At 45.3% G+C, this 15,338-nt stretch carries 15 protein-coding genes, 1 pseudogene and 1 riboswitch; of the genes and pseudogenes, 15 read left to right on the top strand and 1 reads right to left on the bottom strand.

The window, feature by feature from the left end; all coding sequences use genetic code 11:
• Nucleotides 1–28 precede the first annotated feature (28 nt).
• A riboswitch (guanidine-I (ykkC/yxkD leader) is annotated at nt 29–129 on the top strand.
• 101 nt (nt 130–230) lie between these two features.
• The 10 genes and pseudogenes from FE296_RS29400 (at nt 231) to FE296_RS29355 (ending at nt 9,357) form a co-directional block, all read left to right on the top strand.
• The gene (locus tag FE296_RS29400; protein WP_150367338.1) at nt 231–569 is read left to right on the top strand and encodes a DMT family transporter; all 339 of its coding nucleotides are present in this window, start codon (nt 231–233) and stop codon (nt 567–569) included.
• Nucleotides 569–883: a DMT family transporter gene (locus FE296_RS29395; RefSeq protein WP_105598630.1), complete on the top strand. Its 315-nt coding sequence runs from the start codon at nt 569–571 to the stop codon at nt 881–883. The genes FE296_RS29400 and FE296_RS29395 overlap by 1 nt, the downstream gene beginning before the upstream one ends.
• 117 nt (nt 884–1,000) lie before the next feature.
• The gene (locus FE296_RS29390) at nt 1,001–2,428 is read left to right on the top strand and encodes a DEAD/DEAH box helicase (RefSeq protein ID WP_150367337.1); all 1,428 of its coding nucleotides are present in this window, start codon (nt 1,001–1,003) and stop codon (nt 2,426–2,428) included.
• 153 nt (nt 2,429–2,581) lie between these two features.
• A complete protein-coding gene (locus FE296_RS29385; protein WP_150367336.1) occupies nt 2,582–2,938 on the top strand; it encodes an MmcQ/YjbR family DNA-binding protein in 357 nt (118 codons plus the stop codon).
• A 74-nt stretch (nt 2,939–3,012) separates the two neighbouring features.
• Entirely contained in the window at nt 3,013–3,684 is a 672-nt protein-coding gene (locus FE296_RS29380; protein ID WP_223869088.1) for a hypothetical protein, read from the top strand.
• Nucleotides 3,685–3,857: 173 nt separating this feature from the next.
• A complete protein-coding gene (locus FE296_RS29375; protein ID WP_150367334.1) occupies nt 3,858–4,739 on the top strand; it encodes an alpha/beta hydrolase in 882 nt (293 codons plus the stop codon).
• A gap of 229 nt (nt 4,740–4,968) precedes the next feature.
• Nucleotides 4,969–6,126 (top strand): type III polyketide synthase, encoded by a 1,158-nt coding sequence (locus FE296_RS29370; RefSeq protein ID WP_150367333.1) that lies wholly within the window; start codon nt 4,969–4,971, stop codon nt 6,124–6,126.
• Nucleotides 6,113–6,817, top strand: a pseudogene (locus tag FE296_RS29365) (methyltransferase domain-containing protein); the annotation flags it as partial. The gene FE296_RS29370 and the pseudogene FE296_RS29365, both read left to right, overlap by 14 nt.
• A 21-nt stretch (nt 6,818–6,838) precedes the next feature.
• Nucleotides 6,839–7,987 (top strand): NAD(P)/FAD-dependent oxidoreductase, encoded by a 1,149-nt coding sequence (locus FE296_RS29360; protein ID WP_150367709.1) that lies wholly within the window; start codon nt 6,839–6,841, stop codon nt 7,985–7,987.
• 179 nt (nt 7,988–8,166) lie between these two features.
• Nucleotides 8,167–9,357 carry an aminotransferase-like domain-containing protein gene (locus tag FE296_RS29355; protein ID WP_150367332.1) on the top strand — a complete coding sequence of 397 codons (1,191 nt, stop codon included), beginning with the start codon at nt 8,167–8,169 and terminating at the stop codon, nt 9,355–9,357.
• Between the two features lie 67 nt (nt 9,358–9,424).
• Here the strand turns inward: FE296_RS29355 and FE296_RS29350 are convergent, their stop codons facing one another.
• Nucleotides 9,425–9,850: a MaoC family dehydratase gene (locus tag FE296_RS29350; protein WP_124114590.1), complete on the bottom strand. Its 426-nt coding sequence runs from the start codon at nt 9,848–9,850 to the stop codon at nt 9,425–9,427.
• Nucleotides 9,851–10,014: 164 nt separating this feature from the next.
• Here FE296_RS29350 and FE296_RS29345 point away from each other — a divergent pair, with 164 nt between their 5' ends.
• From FE296_RS29345 to FE296_RS29325, 5 genes are all read left to right on the top strand, one after another.
• Nucleotides 10,015–11,010, top strand: coding sequence for a LacI family DNA-binding transcriptional regulator (locus FE296_RS29345; RefSeq protein WP_150367331.1), 996 nt, complete (start codon nt 10,015–10,017; stop codon nt 11,008–11,010).
• Nucleotides 11,011–11,126: 116 nt separating this feature from the next.
• A complete protein-coding gene (locus tag FE296_RS29340; protein WP_190945632.1) occupies nt 11,127–12,011 on the top strand; it encodes an AraC family transcriptional regulator in 885 nt (294 codons plus the stop codon).
• 85 nt (nt 12,012–12,096) lie between these two features.
• Nucleotides 12,097–13,362: an ABC transporter substrate-binding protein gene (locus tag FE296_RS29335; RefSeq protein ID WP_150367329.1), complete on the top strand. Its 1,266-nt coding sequence runs from the start codon at nt 12,097–12,099 to the stop codon at nt 13,360–13,362.
• Nucleotides 13,363–13,416: 54 nt separating this feature from the next.
• On the top strand, nt 13,417–14,307 hold the full coding sequence (locus FE296_RS29330) for a carbohydrate ABC transporter permease (RefSeq protein ID WP_150367328.1): 891 nt from the start codon (nt 13,417–13,419) through the stop codon (nt 14,305–14,307).
• Between the two features lie 14 nt (nt 14,308–14,321).
• A complete protein-coding gene (locus FE296_RS29325) occupies nt 14,322–15,203 on the top strand; it encodes a carbohydrate ABC transporter permease (protein ID WP_124114594.1) in 882 nt (293 codons plus the stop codon).
• The last annotated feature ends 135 nt before the right edge of the window (nt 15,204–15,338 follow it).

The following is a 15,338-nucleotide window of genomic DNA, read 5'->3' as shown; positions in this document are numbered from 1 at the left end:
GTGTATAATTGGAGTCACATTAGAATAAAAACAGGTTTTCTAGGGTTCCGCGATGGATGTGTCGGTCTGGTCCGAGAGAAAACCCGCAACCTGTTGGTTGTGCCACGGAGGGATAAAAGCCTGGGAGATGAACTGCTACATGCAGTTTGTTTCCCGGGCTTTTTTTGTTTTTACGCTAATGTACCCATACTGGGTGTAAAAAAATGAATTAGAGAAAGGGAGTTACAGGAATGAATAAAACGTGGATGTCGGTTGTGATTGCTGCATTGTTTGAAGTGGGTTGGGTCATTGGATTGAAACATGCCAGTAGTCTGCTGGAATGGGGGTTTACGTTGGTTGCAATTATCATTAGCTTCTCCTTGATGATTGCAGCTTCACGGACACTGCCTGTGGGAACCGTGTATGCAGTATTTGTTGGCCTGGGTACCGCAGGTACAGTGCTTGCAGAGATTGTTCTGTTTAATGCACCTGTCCAAACCGGAAAAATGGTACTCATTGGTGTACTTTTACTCGGCGTAATCGGGCTTAAAATGCTGAGCAAAGAGAAGAATAAGGAGGTGCAACTATAATGAACTGGGTATTTCTTATCTTGGCAGGGGTATTTGAGATGGTCGGAGTGCTGATGATAAACAAGTTGCACAAAGACCGTAATCTCATTTCACTGGTTCTATTGGTAGCCGGGTTTGGTTTAAGCTTCCTGTTCCTGTCCATTGCAATGGAAACTCTTCCGATGGGGACAGCATATGCCGTATGGACGGGAATCGGGGCCTCCGGTGGTGCTATTCTGGGCATGGTGTTTTATGGAGAACCTCGAAATGCCCTAAGAATTCTGTTTATCGCTATGGTGCTCGGATCGGCAGTCGGTCTTAAATTGGTCAGTTAAACAAAGTGATATTAAAAAGATAATGTACAGATTACGTTTTTAATGGTATCCTTATACGTTACGTGTGAAATAAAAGATGCGTCTTATTGATAGATGTGCGTAAATGAAGGAGACAACATGACATTTAAGGACTTAAATATTATTCCCTCTATTATGGAAGGGTTAAGCAAAGCAAACTATACTAATCCTACCCCTATACAGGAACAGGCCATACCAGCTGTATTAGCTGGCAAAGATCTGCTGGGATGTGCACAGACAGGAACAGGCAAGACAGCAGCATTCTCGGTGCCGATCATTCAATTATTAAGCGAAAGATCCAAAGGACAAGGGTCAAAGTCCGCTCGACATATTCGCTCATTAATTTTGACACCAACACGAGAACTGGCTATTCAGATCGCGGATAACATCAAGGTATATAGCCGGTATACGGATATTCGTTGTACGGCTATCGTTGGCGGTGTTTCACAAAAAGTACAAGAGCGTGCGTTGAATCAAGGTGCAGATATTATTATCGCAACACCTGGCCGTTTGAACGATCTGATTAACCAGAAGCGTATTGATCTGAAGATGGTTGAGATTCTCGTTCTGGATGAAGCAGACCGGATGTTGGACATGGGTTTCATTCATGATGTGAAAAGAATCATTGCCAAAATGCCGAACAAAAAGCAGACGCTGTTCTTCTCAGCTACGATGCCTCCTGAAATCACCAAAATGGTTAAAACCTTGCTGGTTGATCCAGTCAAAGTAGAAATCACACCGGTATCTTCAACGGTAGACCGCATTGAGCAATCTATATATTTGCTGGAGAACGGCAAGAAGCAACATATGTTGAATCAAATTTTGGAGGATAAATCCATCGTCTCGGCATTGGTGTTCACACGCACGAAGCGCGGCGCTGACCGGGTTACACGTGATTTGGCCAAAGTGAATGTTACAGCACAGGCTATTCATGGCAACAAGTCTCAAAACGAGAGACAACGGGCACTGAACAACTTCAAGAGTGGTGCAACACGTGTATTAGTTGCGACGGATATCGCGGCAAGAGGAATTGATGTGGAGGAACTGTCACATGTCATTAACTTTAACCTGCCTAACATTCCGGAAACGTATGTTCACCGTATTGGCCGTACAGGTCGAGCAGGCAAAAGCGGGATGGCCATCTCGTTCTGTGAGAAGGATGAACTTCCATTCCTGAAGGATATCGAGAAAGTAATCAAAAAGACGATTCCTGAAGTGAAAGGTCATCCGTATCCAATGACAGGTGTACCTGTGTTTGATAAAACCAGCAAAGCATCAGGCAGTAAACCTTCGTTCAACAAATCGGCTGCAGGCAAACCGGCGAAGTCCAAGGCGAACCCGGCACGCAAGCCGAAATCCGAGTGGTTTGCCAAGAGTGGCAAAGCCAATAGCAGTCGTTCAAGCGAAGGTAGATCCAATAGCAATCGATCAAACAGCAGTAGCAGTAGATCGAACAGTAGTAGCAGTAAATCAAATAATGGTTCATTCAGCCGCAGTAGCAAAACAAGGAATGATAGAGCCAATTAAGACCTAAATAAACCGAAATAAACCGAAATAAACCAGATAAAACCTTCTCCATTCATATGGAGGAGGTTTTATTGTATGTGTAGAGAGCTTATTTACATACGAACTTACATTCGGTATCATTATATTGTCCACTGGTGAAAGGGAGGTACTGACTTGAAGGATACGATGATTGAATACAGTTTGAACAAGAAAGGTGCGATTAAGGATTATCCATTTGGGCCTGATCCAGTCGCGATCAAGGTTGCGGGTAAGATGTTCGCCCTTATTTTTGAAAACAAAGAAAAGCACTGTCGCTTAAACTTAAAATGTGATCCTATAATTGCAGAGAACCTGAGAGAGCAGCATGAAGCAGTTCAACCGGGATATCATATGAATAAAAAACACTGGAATACCATTACGCTGGATGGTTCCTTGTCAGATGAGGATGTCTACGTCATGATCGATCACTCGTATGATATGGTTATCCAATCCCTTCCGAAAAGGGTTCGGGAATCTCTGGTCGAATCGTGAGGTATTTCGCTCTTATCAAGGCCAATGGTCTGCTCGCCAAGTAGAATGAATATCTTATGAAAATGAAGACATACTTGAAGCCCATATGGGACCGTTATCTTGGAAATAAGCAAGATCGAACGGCCTTGTTCAACGTTGCATCCCTTGTTATCAATGCCTGGATTGGGATAGGCAAGCTAGTTTTGGGGATATATCTCCTTTCCGGATGGTTCATCACAAATGCAGTGTATTATTTGATTCTGTGTATAGCCAAAGGCCAGGTGCTTCATCAATATAAAGTTGCCAAAGGGATGGCGTCTCCCCAAGAAAGATATTCTTTGGAGCTTGCGGTGTATAAACGCGGAGGTATTTTTCTATGTTTTCTGGGCGTGTCCTATTCGATCGTCTGTCTGCGAATGTATCTGATCGGTGATGCCTTCATATATAGCGGACTTATTGTATATATCGTAGCTATAGTCGCTTTTACCAAACTTGCTTTTGCCGTGTACGGTACCTGGGCTAATCGTCATCTACATAACCCAATTATATCTACATTGAAAATGATTAACTTCACCGATGCCATGGTATCCATCGTCGTGACACAAGCGACATTACTTACCATGCAAGCCTCACCTCTCGCTTTAAAAACCAGTAGTTTGTTCGGCATGGGGTGCAGCGTTTTCTTTTGTCTGATGGGGGTCATAATGATGTCCCACAAGAAAAAAGACTCAAGTATGGAGCAGGGGAGCGCATCCAACGAACAGTGAGACAACTGGGGGAGCTTGATATTTCGCATGAACATGCTGTCACAACGGAAGGTGGACTGGCAACGACAGTGGGGGAGGAAAATTACATCACTGTCTTGAATTCAATTGGAGAATGAATGATTCAAATTTCCGATTGTCGGATTCATTCTTAATGCAAATAAGGAGTGATATCTATGGATCAACAACAACTGGCAATGGTACAACGTATGCGTCAAAATGTCGTCGGTACAGGTGCAGCTCTTCAACCCGGTTCCACGTATGCTGTCACAGTAAAAGAAGTCATGATTCCTACGACTAAAGGTGATACACGTGTACTTGTGTATACACCGGATAGGGACCATTCCGCTCCTCTGCCGGTCTTCTTCAATATGCACGGGGGTGGTTTCATCTTGGGACAAGCAGAGATGGATGATCCATGGTGTCGCCTGATCGCTGATCGATCTGATTGTGTGGTCGTTAATATCGATTACCGTCTTGCACCAGAGCACAAGTTCCCAACAGCGGTCCATGTATGTTACGACGTTGTACAGTGGGTCCACGCCAATCCGAAATCCTTATCGGTTAACCCGTCTCTATTCGCTATTGGGGGGCATAGTGCTGGTGGTAATCTTGCTGCAGCAGTATGTTTGTTAAACCAGCAACGTGGAAGCGAGCTGCCTATTGTACTTCAGGTTATCGATTATGCGGTATTGGATGTGGCTACAGATCCGGCCGAGAAACCGAGTTTTGAAGAAGCCATTCCAGCCGATATCGCGAGAACGTTCAATGCCATGTACCTTGAAACGCCAGAAGATGCGCAAGCCCCGTTGGCTTCACCTGTGCTTGCAACTTCATTAGAGGGACTTCCAGAAGCATTGATTATTACCGCGGAGAAAGATTCACTGGCCCAAGAAGCAAGAACATATGCAGCAAGGCTGGAAGCAAGCGGTGTGAAGGTGACTCTTAAGGAGTACGAGGGAGCCGCTCATGGATTTACGCATTCTGGGGATCTCCAGATGGCTGAGGATGCCTGGTACCGGATGAGTGACAAGATCAGAGAAGCATTTTCCAAATAACGGGTATCAGAATGACACTTAGAAGGAATCTGGTTACCTTGAAGTCGCCTAATGGCGGCTTTTTTCGTTCATTGGTGTGATTGCTTCAATGGCTTGGTGAAACCAAGCTTCTGAGCTTGCGGATGTGTTAATAAACTAGATTAGGAGCCTTCTTGAGATTATAACGATATCGTTAAGGGTAAGAGTTGTTAAATTAGAGGAAATAATGACCAATATCAGGAGGTTTATTATGAACCAATATAACAGTCCATACGATATCGCGATTCTTGGCATGGGAACGGCTCTCCCTGCTCACCCCGTAGCACAGTCAGATATTGCAGAACTAATCGCTTCTTCTCTTCAGGATCGGCCAGATTTGGCCCGTTTTGCCAGGCGAATATTCAAGTCCTGTGGTGTTGAAACACGATATACCGTGGAACCGAGCTATCTCGGTTCACTGGAAGAATGCCGATATCTGCCCTCTGGTGAGCGATCAGACATCCCGACAACGGAAGAACGAATGAATACATACAAGCGGGAGGCGCTTCCGCTCGGGATTGAGGCGGCAGAAAAAGCCCTGGAGGATTCAGGCGTATCTCCAAAGAGCATCACGCATATCATCACGGTCAGCTGCACCGGTCAATATCTGCCGGGTCTTGATGTTATGCTCATCCGTCATTTGGGTATGTCTGCCCGAGTTAATCGACTGCCGCTGATCTTTCAGGGGTGTGCCGCAGGGTTGAAAGCCATTCAGATGGCACGAGATGTCGTGCAGGGAGCTCCCGGATCACAGGTCCTTGTGGTCTGTGTAGAGTTGTGCACCATTCATTTTCAGCCCGTACAAGATCGGGAAGCGCTGTTTGCAGCTTCATTCTTCGGAGACGCTGCTTCTTCCTGTGTAGTGGGTACACCAGAACCTCAGCACAAGAATGTTCTGAGTCTGGGCACGGGTTATTCTGTGCTTCTTCCGGATTCGACTGAAGATATGACCTGGGAGGTGGGGAATCTGGGGTATGACCTGTATCTATCCCCTCGTATTCCAAAGCTGTTAGGTGTTCACCTGGAAGAGGAACTGCGTCTCTTATTGCAAAGTGAACAGCTTCCTGAACTATGGGCCATTCATCCGGGAGGACGTGGGATTGTGGACTCTGTGCAGAATGTAATGAAACTGCGAGACGAGCAAACAAAGTATAGCAGGGATGTCCTCAGAACGTATGGTAACTTATCTTCCAATACCATTCTGTTTGTGCTGAATGCAATGCGTGAGGACATGAAGGTACAGGGTCAATCCTCTACAGATGGTGTAGCCATGGCATTTGGACCGGGACTCACCGCAGAGTTGATGAAATTCACTTATGTACCCTCATTAACTTCAGTGATGGAGGAGCACGATCATGTCCTTTTTTAGAACATTGTCCATTCGGGCCAAGGAAGATGAACTGATGGATGACTTCTCTCTGGGAGGGGAGGAGCTGCGTGAAGCGCTTAGACATCTGAGACGTCTTAACAAAATATTTGCAGCACCTGGCCCAACTCTGTCTGGTGTAGAGAAGTTGTGGAACTCAGTCGGTAAGCCGAATAAGCTGACCCTGCTGGATGTGGGGGCAGGTTCAGGGGATGTGAACCAGAAACTGCTGCAATGGGCAGATCGTCAGGGTGTTCAGCTGGAAATTACGCTGGTTGATCTGACGGAAGAAGCGTGTGAGGAAGCGAGACAACTATTCCATAACGAACCCCGAGTCCGGGTACAACGTGCCGATCTTACACAACTGCCGGATGCTTCAGCGGATATCGTGACAGGTTCCCAGTTTGTACATCATTTTGACGGGGATCAGCTGGTCGATATGGTTTCTCATATGCTGCGAGCATCCAGATACGGTGTCGTCATTAATGATATTCACCGCCACCCCGTATCCTATAAGGCGGTCTGGATTACTACACGGATGATCTCGCGCAATCGGTACATTCGTCATGATGGGCCTCTTTCCGTAGCCAAAGGTTTTACAGGGAGGGATTGGAAGGAACTTAAACAACGTCTCAATCATGATACGATGACCTATGAATGGAAGCCATTATTCCGTTACTCTGTTGTTATTCCCACGAAAGGCAGGTGTGCTTACGTGTCGAAATCGATAGATGTGATTGTCATCGGAGCCGGAATTGCCGGCAGTACATGTGCAATGCAACTGGCAGGGAAAGGCCATCGGACCCTTTTGCTGGATCGCCAGGAGTTCCCGCGGCACAAAACCTGCGGTGAGTTCATGTCACCCGAAACCAAGGAGATGTTAGAAGTTCTGGACATTCACCTTCTGGACCAGTCGAAAAAACCCAGCACCATGGATCATGCCAAAATCGTTATGTCACAAGGCGGAGTGATTGAAGCACCGCTGCCGGGATTCGCATATGGCATAAGTCGATATGAGCTGGACCAGATTTTGCATCAGAAGGCTCTGGAGGCCGGAGCCCAGATTGTGACCAAAGCGACCATAACGAGCATCGAGCAGCTTGAGGATGCCAGTTATGAGGTTCAGGTGAAACAGGGAGATGAGCAGATCAGTTACAGAGCCAAAGCCGTTATCGGGGCACATGGGACCAAAAAGCCGCGCGGGGTGGCTTCCGCACCTGATCTGCGGGACCAAACCGTATACGTTGGCGTTAAGTCCCACTTCAGCGGGATAGAGATTCCCGCACGGGTAGAGTTATATTTTTGCGAGGGTGGTTACGTGGGCATTTCCCCGATTGAGGATGGCATTGTGAATGTCGCCGCATTGTTGACACTGGATACCGTTCAGGGAAGTGGCAAGTCTGTAAACGATATTTTGCAGGCGGCATCCCTGACAAACGTGAGTTTGGCAGCCCGTTTAGCCCAAGGAAAGCCTGTAGATGGAACGCAAGTGTCGATTGCACCGCTGCATCTGTCCAATGTTCCTGAACCGTGGTCCCAATATCCGCATATTGGGGATGCCATGTTGATGATACCGCCCTTATGTGGAGACGGAATGTCCATTGCCCTTCGCTCCTCACTCCTGTGTGCAAGATGGACTGACAAGTATCTGCAAGGCGACATTGAACATGCCGATTGGCAGAGTAATTACACGCTGGAAGCAAGCCGGGAGTTCACCCAATTGCTCAGACGTGCAAGAAGAATTCAGAAGCTGGCTTTTGCCAAGACCAATAAATTCTATCCTGGTCTGGCTCGGATGATCCCCGGTTTAGCTGCTTATGTCGTGAAGGCCACACGGTTATCCGAGATGAACTCAGCGCGCTAATAGGCTGAAATTTTGCTCAATACTTATGCGAAAGAGGTTGCTGACGGCGGCCTCTTTTTTGGTGTATAAACATTAATTTTGTGGAGACAGTTTGGAAATTCGGGAAATGCTCGTATAATAGAATCTAATGTAATGATAGAGAGTTAATTCAGATGAAATGTCGGGAGGCACTATTTAAGATGAACTATTCATTTTCCAATCGTATCGCAGCGCTGCAACCATCCATTATTCGTGAGATTCTGAAGGCTTCTTCGGGACAAAATGTGATTCCATTCTCCGCGGGAAATCCTGCTCCGGAAACCTTTCCTATTGAGGCGATTCGCACATTCACTCAATCCATTCTGGAGCATGACCCGGTCACAGCTCTGCAATATGGGATTACGGAAGGATATGTTCCCCTCAGGGAAGCATTGACTCAACATTTGAAGACAGGTTTTGATACGGGTAAACCATCCGATCAATTGTTTATCGTATCTGGAGCACAGCAGGGGATTGAACTGGCCTGTAAAGTATTCTGTAATGAAGGAGATACAATCATCTGTGAGAGTCCAAGCTTTATTGGTTCCCTGAACTCCTTCCGGGCATCCGGTGCAAAGCTTGCCGGTGTTCCGATGGAGATGGACGGCATGGATATCGAGAAGCTGGAGCAGGCGCTGCAGACGGAGACCAATGTGAAACTGATCTATGTGATCCCAAGTTTTCAGAATCCTACCGGTGTAACGACAAGTCTTGCGAAACGTCAGGCCATATACGAGTTGGCTAAGAAGTATGGCGTTATGATTTTGGAAGATAATCCATACGGAGAACTTCGATTCAATGGAGACGATGTGCCAACCATCAAGTCTATGGATGATGAGGGTCTGGTCATCTATGTTGGATCATTCTCCAAAATTTTGTCGGCGGGACTGCGTGTTGGTTTTGTACAAGCGCCACATGAAGTTGTGGAGAAGATGGTTGTTGCCAAACAGGGAGAGGACGTACATACCGCCATGCTTCCACAGATTCTGGCATACAAGTTCATGACAGAGTATGACTACGCGGGGCACATTAATAGCATTCGTGAGGTATATCGGAGAAAAGCAACATTGATGATGGACAAGCTGCAAGAGTATATGGGTGAGTCCATTACCTATACTCAACCGGATGGTGGACTGTTCCTCTGGTGTGACCTGCCAGCACATGTGCCCATGCTTGATTATGCCAAGACAGCGGCAGCTCAAGGGGTTGCGGTTGTACCGGGAAATGCATTCCTGGTGAACGAGCAAGACCCTTGTAATGCCATCAGACTTAATTTCTCAACCCCGTCAGACGAACAGATTATCAAGGGTGTAGAGATTTTGGGGCAGGTATTGAAGGGCTACAACGCTTAATATGACAAAACGCAATATATCCATGAGAAGTCGCCCATTGGCGGCTTCTTTTGGCCTTTCGCAGCCCTTAATTATCGATTAATGCACTTAATTCTGCCTGAAAAACCTTTTGATTCTTCTGATTGAATGTACTCAGCAGCACGGTAACAATCCCATTTCCTTTTCGTCTGGGTGTCAATCCAATGACTTCTGCAATGACATGAAGTTCATCATCCGGATAGACAGGCTTCAGGAATTGAATGTTATTCATTCCGGTGCCCGCCACGACATGCTCTCCATAGACCCCGACCTCAATCCATAATTTAAAGGAGATATTCATCGTTTGCATGCCGGAAGCAATTAAACTGCCAAAGCGGCCTTGCTTGGCCTTTTCCTCATCCAAATGCATGTACTGTGGATCATAGATTGTGGCAAACTCAATAATATCACTCTTGGATAATGCCAAGGATGTGGTTTCGTAACGCTGACCTATTACATATTCACTAAATCTCATGAAGGCACCTCGGTTTCTTTAATATGTTTTTTCGTAGTTGATGTTTTGCTAAGAGACATGACTGGACTGACGTGTTAAAATGCTAGTGAACTATCCCGTGTGTATTGCTGTGTTACTGCCATATTGGACTAAACAGATGAAACTGTGTTTGAGGAGTATATAAGATGACAACGATTAAAGATGTAGCCAAGATGGCTGGTGTAGCCAGTTCGACCGTATCTTGCGTACTCAACGATAAAGGGAATGTAAGTGAGCCGACAAGACTCCGAGTACTTGAGGCAGCGACTCAACTCAATTACGTTAGGCATGGTCCTGCATCGGAATTAAAACGAAATAGTACACAAACCATTGGTGTTATTGTCCATGACATGTCCAGTCCATATTTCTCGGATTTGGTGAACGGAATAGAAACGGTCGTCATGAGTCATGGATACGATATGATTGTATGTAGTTCGTTGGGTGGAGAGAAATCAACAGCCCATCGATACATCCGAGAAAGAAGAATTGATGGAGCTATTGTTATCGCTCAGAACATTCAAGATCAATTGCTTATTGAAGCATCTGAAGCAGGATTTCCGATTGTCGTCATGGATCGGGATCTGGATGCTCAACATATTGTAAAGGTTTTGATGAGTGATACGCAAGGCGGTTACTTGGCTACCCGTTATCTGATCGATAAAGGTCACCGGACAATAGCTTATATCAGTGGTCCGTCACAATCGGAATGTAATCTCCATCGTTATCAGGGTTATTTGAAAGCCTTGAAGGAGGCAGGCATCGAAGAGAACCCCGAATGGAAAATTGGCGGACAATACATGAAGCAAGATGGCTACATTGCAGCCAAGAAACTGCTTGAAGGAGAGTTGCCCTCCGCTGTTTTCTTTGCTAATGATGAAATGGCAATCGGCGGCTTGGAAGCCTTCAGGGAGCATGATATTTCAATTCCTGAGCAGTTATCCGTAATTGGTTTTGACAATATACCTGCATCTCAGTATATGAATCCACCACTAACCACATTTCGTCAGCCGAAGAGGGATGCAGGCCAGCTTGCAGGTCATGTTCTCTTCCAAATGCTGAATGGAGAGATCGTAGAGACGTTATATACACTGGACATCCAATGCGTGGAACGTGATTCTGTTCGGCTCCTCAACCTGAGTTGAGGAGTTTTTTCCATTCTATAGAATTTTAAATACTTAAAAAGAAAGGAGAGTAGCCATTAATGCATAATATAAAGACGAGGAGTATTTTTCGTTGGGAATAAATGGAGGTTGATACGATGGGCGTACCCACTTTTTTGGAGACAGGCCATATGCAAGAAGGTTTTCCCATTCGGGTAATTCACACAGGAAATCAGTTCAATTATGCAGCGCACTGGCATGATGAGGTTGAACTGATTCTTGTCAATGGTAAGAGCGCCAGAATTGGCGTGAACGACCACGTGTGTGAGTTGGAAAAAGGGGATGTGCTGCTGATCAAACCAGGGGATGTGCACTGTTTTTTTCCGGGGACTGAACAGCTAACCATTATCTTGTTCCGACTCGAATTGTTAACGGGAAGTTTCACGACCGAAGCCGAAATTCAGGATCTCGGACAACTTTTCAACAAAACAACAGTTATTCCCTCGAATACGGGAAGTCAGAGCAATCTGGCTCATTATATAGATGTCATCATTACCGAGAAGAAAAATCAGAAGCCGGGATATCGGTGGTTAATGGTATCCAGATTATATGATCTCATCATACTTTTACTACGTACAATCGTACCGGTTCCCACCGATGAATCAACATCTTCAGGATGGCCCTGTACTTCCTCCAAAAAATTTGAATTCCTTGAATCGGTCTGTGAATACCTTGAGGAGCACTATGCTGAACCGATCAAGCTGGAACAGGTGGCGGAACATATTAAATTCAGCAAGTTCCATGTCTGCAAGCTGTTCAAAGAGATCAAGGGCGTAACACTGATGGAATACTTGAATCATTTTCGAATTATCAAGTCCGAGTGGGCCTTATTGTTCCGTCAGGATACGATTCTGGAGATTGCGATCGGACATGGGTTCAACAATGTAAACTCCTATAACCGTCTTTTCAAAAAATATAATGACTGCACACCCTCCGAATTTCGTAAAAAACATCGTACGAATATCACAAAATATGGAGGGTAATGCACAATATTTGTGGAGAAAGGCCTCTCCAAAATCAATATACTCTAATAAATTGTAAGCGTTTCCTTTTTGAAGGAGGGGGCCTATGAAGAAGTGGTTTAAGCCAACTATTGTATTTGTATGTGCAGCGATGTTGTTAGCTGGTTGTCAGTTCAGTCCATCGAGTCAAACCAAGCAACAGGAGATTACTGTGTGGAGTTTTACGGATGAAGCAGGGTATGCCATCGAGAAATTCGAACAGCAATATCCTGACATCAAAGTGAACTTTGTCAACATCCCCGGTAATTTCTATATCACCAAGCTGAAATCTGCGCTACAGACAACCTCGAAGGCTCCAGATGTATTTATGATTGAAAATGCGAATATTCGAGAACTGATTGACGTTCCTTATCTGGAGAATCTATCAGCTTCGCCGTATAACGCCAATGAACTTATCCAGGAACAATATGCTTTTGTGCAGGCCAATGAAAAGGACAGTGAAGGAAATGTCAGAGCGATAGGTTACCAGGGAACACCAGGGGGCATCTATTATCGTCGGGATTTGGCAAAGAAATATCTGGGCACCGATGATCCTGAGCAGGTGGGTTCACAGATCGATACATGGGAGAAAATCTTCGAGATTGGAGAGAAGGTGCAGCAACTTAGCGGGAATAAAGTACATGCATTGGCGAATTGGAATGCTATATCGAATTCATATGATGGTATACCTTGGGTGAAGGATGGCAAACTCGTCATCGATCCAACCTACTTGGAAGTACTCGATCTTGTACGTGAAGCACGTGAGCGGAAAGTACTTGCCGAGTATGATGATGGAAGTGCCGGTTACGCTGCATCCATGCAAAAAGGAGAAGTTATGTTCTATCCCGGGGCAACCTGGGCCCTGCAATTTACGTTCAAGGCAAATGCCCCGGATACCGAAGGCTTATGGGGTTTGGCACAGGGACCTTCAGCGTTTAGTGCAGGCGGAACTTATATAGCGATGTATAGTAAAAGTGACAAAAAAGATCTTGCCTGGAAGTTTATCGAGTTCTATAACTTTAACCACGACTTTCTGTCGGAGCTCGCGAAAGAACAGGATTATTTCACGAGCAACATGGTTGTGAATGATGAACTTGCCCCGTTTCTCTCATCGTCCTATTTGGGAGGACAGAAGCATTTCGAGTTTTTCTCGGAGGCTGCAAAACGGGTACCTGTTTACGAACGCACCAAATATGATGCCACAATTAACAATGATATCTACAAGATTGTACTCCAGTTATATCTCAATAAGGACATTCAGACCAAGGAAGAAGTCGTAAAGCGAATCAAACGTGATGTCACCTTGAGATTTCCGGAGCTGGAAGTGGATTAGCTTAGAAGTAAGCGAATGAATATACACATCCGATGATAACTGGGGGGATAGAACATGTTTGCCAAAACGATTCGCAAGGACCATTACGGCTACTACTTCATTGCTCCGTTTTTTATTATTTTCACCATTTTTGGGCTTTATCCCATTTTATATTCGCTCTATATCAGTTTCACCAACTTTGATGGCATCACGACGCCTGACTTTGTAGGGATCGGTAACTACGTGGCCGTACTACAAGACCCGTTGTTCTACAAAACCTTGTTTAATACGTTATTCATCTGGGGCGTATCTGTCGTTCCGCAGCTGACGATCTCCCTGGTGTTGGCCTTTATTTTGAATGATAAGCTGCTCAAAGGACGGGACTTTTTCAGGGCCGTATACTTTTTTCCGAATATCGTAACGGCTGCATCCCTTGGGTTGCTTGTCAGCCTGATTTTTGACTGGCAGTCTGGCGGACTGAATCATTTTTTGGTGCAAACCGGCATAATACAAGATCCAATTAACTGGAAAAATGATCCGTGGTTTATGCGTCTGATTGTGTCCTCGATTCTCTTTTTCCAATACTTTGGCTATTCCATGGTCATCTACCTCGCAGGTCTTCAGGGGATAGACCCATCGCTACTGGAAGCTGCCCAGATGGATGGAGCGAAAAAGAAACATATTTTCATTCATATCATCGTGCCAATGCTCCGTCCAATTATTCTGTTTCAGATGATCACATCCATAATTGGTGGCATTCAGATTTTTGATCAGCCATTTACATTAACCAATGGCAATGGTGGTCCTGACAGGGCAGCCATGACAAGCATTATGTATCTCTATAATGTCGCATTTCAGAGTACTCGTTTTGGTTACGGCGCTGCAATCGCATTTTGTCTGTTTGTTATCATCATACTGTTGTCCGTTGCATCCTTCATCATGACCAAGCGGAAGAGCCGTTCATAGGGAGGGGAGTTCTCATGCAAACTGCAAAATCAGTTGAACAACCAAATGCAGCGATTCAGCAATATGCCACCACAAGGCGACTGACGGCAGGCAAGATCATCATCTATCTTTTGTTGATTGGTCTTGCCGTGCTGTGCATTATTCCATTTTATCTGATGCTCATCTATTCAACACATAACAATGCAACGATTGCTTCAACATTCACCTTTCTTCCCGGATCGTTCTTAGTGGATAATTATATGAACATGGTATCGAAAATTAACATTTGGCGTGGATTTGCAAACAGTATTTTCATTGCTGGATCATCAACCGTGTTGTCTCTGTACATTGGAGCTTTGACCGCCTACGGTTTTGCCAAATTTAAATTCAAAGGGCGGAACTGGTTGTTTCTGTTTCTGTTAGCGACCATGATGGTGCCGGGTCAACTGGCCTTGATTGGGGTATATCGCCTATTCAGTATGTTGGGGCTTCTGGACAGTTATGCCGCAATTATTTTGCCTGCTGCGGCTAACGCGTTTAATGTATTTTTTATTAAACAGTTCATGGAGAGCAGCATCCCGGATGAGATTATTGAATCTGCGCGGGTGGACAGTGCCGGTGAGTTCCGGACGTTCAATCAGATTGTACTGCCTATTCTGGGGCCGGCGATCGCCGCCCTTGGCATATTCACGTTTATCGGATCATGGAATAATTTCCTGACACCGCTGGTACTATTTTTCTCTCTGGATAAATATCCGCTTCCTGTATTGGTTGCACTAGTGCAAGGGTACTATGGAATGGATTATGGGCTCTTGTATTTGGGTGTAGCGATCTCAATCCTGCCTATTATTATTGTATTCTCTGTATTTTCCAAACAGATTATTGGGAGTGTTGCTTTGGGTGCTGTGAAAGGATAGCGATCAATAGAAAATAGGGAATTGCAAAGAGCAAGATCAACGGATTCATAGGAATGAATAGCGTTCTATATCATCAGAGTCGCTCATGAGGGCGGCTTTTTTGGCATTCTATATTTTGCGTATATATCCCATCTG

The sequence above is a fragment of the Paenibacillus sp. UASWS1643 genome (genome assembly GCF_008693195.1).
GTDB lineage: Bacteria > Bacillota > Bacilli > Paenibacillales > Paenibacillaceae > Paenibacillus > Paenibacillus amylolyticus_B.
The sequence above is the reverse complement of the archived record's forward strand: the minus strand, read 5'-3'. Positions and strand labels throughout refer to the sequence as shown.

Coding starts and splice junctions, on each gene's coding strand:
- FE296_RS29330 (WP_150367328.1), top strand. CDS start 13,417: ATGTTTGCCAAAACGATTCGCAAGGACCATTACGGCTACTACTTCATT.
- FE296_RS29335 (WP_150367329.1), top strand. CDS start 12,097: ATGAAGAAGTGGTTTAAGCCAACTATTGTATTTGTATGTGCAGCGATG.
- FE296_RS29400 (WP_150367338.1), top strand. CDS start 231: ATGAATAAAACGTGGATGTCGGTTGTGATTGCTGCATTGTTTGAAGTG.
- FE296_RS29340 (WP_190945632.1), top strand. CDS start 11,127: ATGGGCGTACCCACTTTTTTGGAGACAGGCCATATGCAAGAAGGTTTT.
- FE296_RS29355 (WP_150367332.1), top strand. CDS start 8,167: ATGAACTATTCATTTTCCAATCGTATCGCAGCGCTGCAACCATCCATT.
- FE296_RS29345 (WP_150367331.1), top strand. CDS start 10,015: ATGACAACGATTAAAGATGTAGCCAAGATGGCTGGTGTAGCCAGTTCG.
- FE296_RS29375 (WP_150367334.1), top strand. CDS start 3,858: ATGGATCAACAACAACTGGCAATGGTACAACGTATGCGTCAAAATGTC.
- FE296_RS29395 (WP_105598630.1), top strand. CDS start 569: ATGAACTGGGTATTTCTTATCTTGGCAGGGGTATTTGAGATGGTCGGA.
- FE296_RS29390 (WP_150367337.1), top strand. CDS start 1,001: ATGACATTTAAGGACTTAAATATTATTCCCTCTATTATGGAAGGGTTA.
- FE296_RS29325 (WP_124114594.1), top strand. CDS start 14,322: ATGCAAACTGCAAAATCAGTTGAACAACCAAATGCAGCGATTCAGCAA.
- FE296_RS29370 (WP_150367333.1), top strand. CDS start 4,969: ATGAACCAATATAACAGTCCATACGATATCGCGATTCTTGGCATGGGA.
- FE296_RS29350 (WP_124114590.1), bottom strand. CDS start 9,850: ATGAGATTTAGTGAATATGTAATAGGTCAGCGTTACGAAACCACATCC.